At 68.4% G+C, this 2,858-nt stretch carries 3 protein-coding genes; all 3 read right to left on the bottom strand.

What is annotated here, in order from left to right:
- Window positions 1-58: 58 nt before the first annotated feature.
- The gene (pal, locus tag K0M70_RS02365) at window positions 59-565 is read right to left on the bottom strand and encodes a peptidoglycan-associated lipoprotein Pal (protein WP_290778761.1); all 507 of its coding nucleotides are present in this window, start codon (window positions 563-565) and stop codon (window positions 59-61) included.
- 80 nt (window positions 566-645) lie between these two features.
- Window positions 646-1,956 (bottom strand): Tol-Pal system beta propeller repeat protein TolB, encoded by a 1,311-nt coding sequence (tolB, locus tag K0M70_RS02360; RefSeq protein ID WP_290778758.1) that lies wholly within the window; start codon window positions 1,954-1,956, stop codon window positions 646-648.
- Window positions 1,953-2,858, bottom strand: a 906-nt coding sequence (locus K0M70_RS02355; protein ID WP_290778755.1) for a protein TolA, incomplete at its 5' end; no start/stop codon positions are given. The genes K0M70_RS02355 and tolB, both read right to left, overlap by 4 nt.

Genomic DNA, 2,858 nt, shown 5'->3' with positions numbered 1-2,858 from the left:
CCCCCCCCCCCCCCCCCACCACGGTCACAACGCAAAGGATGCGCTGACGTCGCATCGCTTACTTCGCGGTGTAGACGATTTCGACGCGACGGTTCTGCTGCCAGCAGGACTCGGCCGTGTCGTTGCAGGTCGGACGCTCTTCGCCGTAGGACACCACGGTGATCTGGCCGGCCGAACCACCGGCACCCTGCAGGGCGCTGGAGACGGCGTTGCCGCGGCGCTCGCCGAGGCCCAGGTTGTACTCGCGGGTGCCGCGCTCGTCGGCATTGCCTTCGAGGGTGACGCGCGACTCCGAACGGTCGTTCAGGTACTTGGCGTGGCACGCCATGATGGCCTGGAACTCCGGACGCAGGGTGTCCTGGTCGAAATCGAAGTACACAGTGCGCTGGCGCAGGCAGGAATCGCTGTCCAGGTCGGCGGGGGTGTAACGGCCGTCGGTGACCGGAGCGGTGGTGGCCGGGCCGGTGGTGTCGGCGACGGGGGCTTCTTCCTTGACCTTCTTGGTGCAAGCACCGAGGGCCAGGACGATCGAGGCGGCAAGCAGCACGCGCGTGGTGTTGTTCATGGGGAACCCTTTTGGATGGCTGGTACAGGATTTATCGGATGCAGTAGTGGATCTATTTTTTTTTGACGGCCCGTCCTAACTCACCGCTGCCGGAATGGTGACCAGGCGGGCTCCCGGACGTCACCATCAGCCAATACCAAACGCTGTCGCACACGACCGTCCGCCGAAACAGCGTACAGCACCCCACGACGACCTTCCTTCGTGGCGTACAGCAGCATGCTGGCATTCGGCGCAAAACTGGGGGACTCGTCGAGGTTGCCCGGCGACAAGGTCTGCCAGCGCCCCGCACCGCCAAAACTGCGGTCAAGAACGGCAATACGATATACGTTTCCGCCGCCCTGCGCCATAGCTATCTTCTTGCCGTCAAAGGAAATACTGGCCTTTGCGTTGGAGTCGCCCTGGAAGCTGAGGCGGGTGGCGTCGCCGCCGGCGGCCGGCACCTGGTAGAGCTGGGGCTTGCCGGCCCGGTCGGACGTGAAGACCAGGCTCTGGCCGTCCGCGGTCCAGACGGCCTCGGTGTCGATGCCGTAGTGGCGGGTGATCTGGGTCAGGTTGCGGCTGGCGAGGTCCATCACGTAGATCTCGGGGTTGCCGGTCCGGGACAGGGTCATGGCCAGGCGGCGGCCGTCCGGGGAGAAGTTCGGGGCACCGTTGATGCCGCGGAAGCTGGCCAGCACCTCACGGGCGCCGGTGGTGATTTCCTGCACGTAGATGGTGGAGTTGCCGCGCTCGAAGCTCACGTAGGCCAGCTTGCGGCCATCCGGGCTCCAGGCCGGCGACAGCAGCGGCTCCTTGGACTTCACCACGGTCTGGGGGTTGAAGCCATCCGAGTCGGCGACCATCAGGGCGTACTGGGTGTTGCCGCCCAGGCCGTTGGCCGTGACGTAGGCGATGCGGGTCCAGAAGGCGCCGCGCACGCCGAGGATCTTTTCGTAGATCTGGTCGGCGATCTGGTGCGACACGTCGCGCATGCCGCGCGCCCGGCCGCCCACGGCCAGCCCCAGCAGGCGCTCCTGCTTGGCCACGTCGTACAGCTCGTACTCCACGCGGTAGCCGCCGTCGGGGTTGTCCATGACCCGGCCAACCACCACGAAGTCCTGCTTGAGCACGCGCCAGGTGGGGAACTTGATCTCGTTGCCGCGGATGGGCTTCTCGATCACGTCCTGTTCGGCCAGGGCCCGGAACTGGCCCGACCGGTTGAGGTCGGCGCGGATGACGGCGGCGATGTCGGTGTCGGGGGCCACGCTGGTGCCCAGGTAGGGCATCGGCACCACGGCGATGGGCAGGGCGGACTCGTTGCCGCTGACGATGCCGATGTCGAGGCCCTGGGCGCGGACCAGCCCGGCGGGCAGCAGCAGCGCGAGCGCCAGGAAGGAAAGGAAACGTCTCATCGTTGGCAGGCCTCTTGGGGATAGCAGAATGTCAGGGTGACTTGGCGCTCGAACACGGTCTTGAATTCGTCGTAGGGCATCGGCGCGCGGCGCAGGGCCCGCTCCACCGATTCACGGCCCTGGTCATCGAACGGGCAGCGCAGGAAAGCCACGTCGATCACCTCGCCACCCACGATCTGGGTGAATCGCACCTCGCAGCGCGTGCGCTCGGGCGCCAGGGTGCGGTTCCAGTTCGATTCGGCGGTCTGCAGCATGGCCAGGGCATAGCGCGCCCGCAGGTCAGTATCCACACCGTTGTTGCCTCCCGCCTGAACGGCCTCCCGCGCCGGCTCGGGCTGCGGGGCCGGGGCGGCCTGGCGGTCGGCCAGCTGCTGCAGGCGCTGTTCTTCCATGCGGGTGCGGCGCTCGGCGGCTTCGCGCTCCTTGCGCACGGCGTCCAGCTGTTCGCGCAGGCGCTGCTTGCGCTCGGCTTCGGCCACGCGCTCGCGCTCGGTCAGGTCTATCTGCTCCTGGCGGACGCGGGCCTCCTGTTCCTGCTTCTCCTTGGCCTGCTGCTGCTCCAGCGCCAGGCGGGCCACGGCCTCCTGGTCCACGGTGTCGGGCTCGGGCGGCTGTTCCTGCGGCGTCGGCTGGACTTCCTCGGGCGACACTTCGGGCTGGGGCGCAGGCAGGGGCTGCGGCGGCGGCGCGGCCTCTTCGACGGCGGGCTTGGGCGCGTCCTCCATCGCTTTCTCGGCCGCGCGGATGGCGGCCGGCGAAACCACCCGCGACGCCTCCCCCCCCGGGCCCGCGACGGCCACGACCTGGGGCGCCGGCTGCCACCAGCCCGCCAGCAAACGGATCATGACCAGGGCCGCGTGCAGGCCCAGCGCCATCAGCACCGGCCTCAGCAGGCCCTCGTC

Origin of the sequence: Arenimonas sp. (genome assembly GCF_019459675.1) — a bacterium.
GTDB lineage: Bacteria > Pseudomonadota > Gammaproteobacteria > Xanthomonadales > Xanthomonadaceae > Arenimonas.
This window is presented reverse-complemented; position numbering and strand designations above follow the sequence as displayed.

Bases quoted from the DNA above. Each gene is read 5' to 3' on its own strand.
- pal (WP_290778761.1), bottom strand. From the start codon at position 565: ATGAACAACACCACGCGCGTGCTGCTTGCCGCCTCGATCGTCCTGGCC.
- tolB (WP_290778758.1), bottom strand. From the start codon at position 1,956: ATGAGACGTTTCCTTTCCTTCCTGGCGCTCGCGCTGCTGCTGCCCGCC.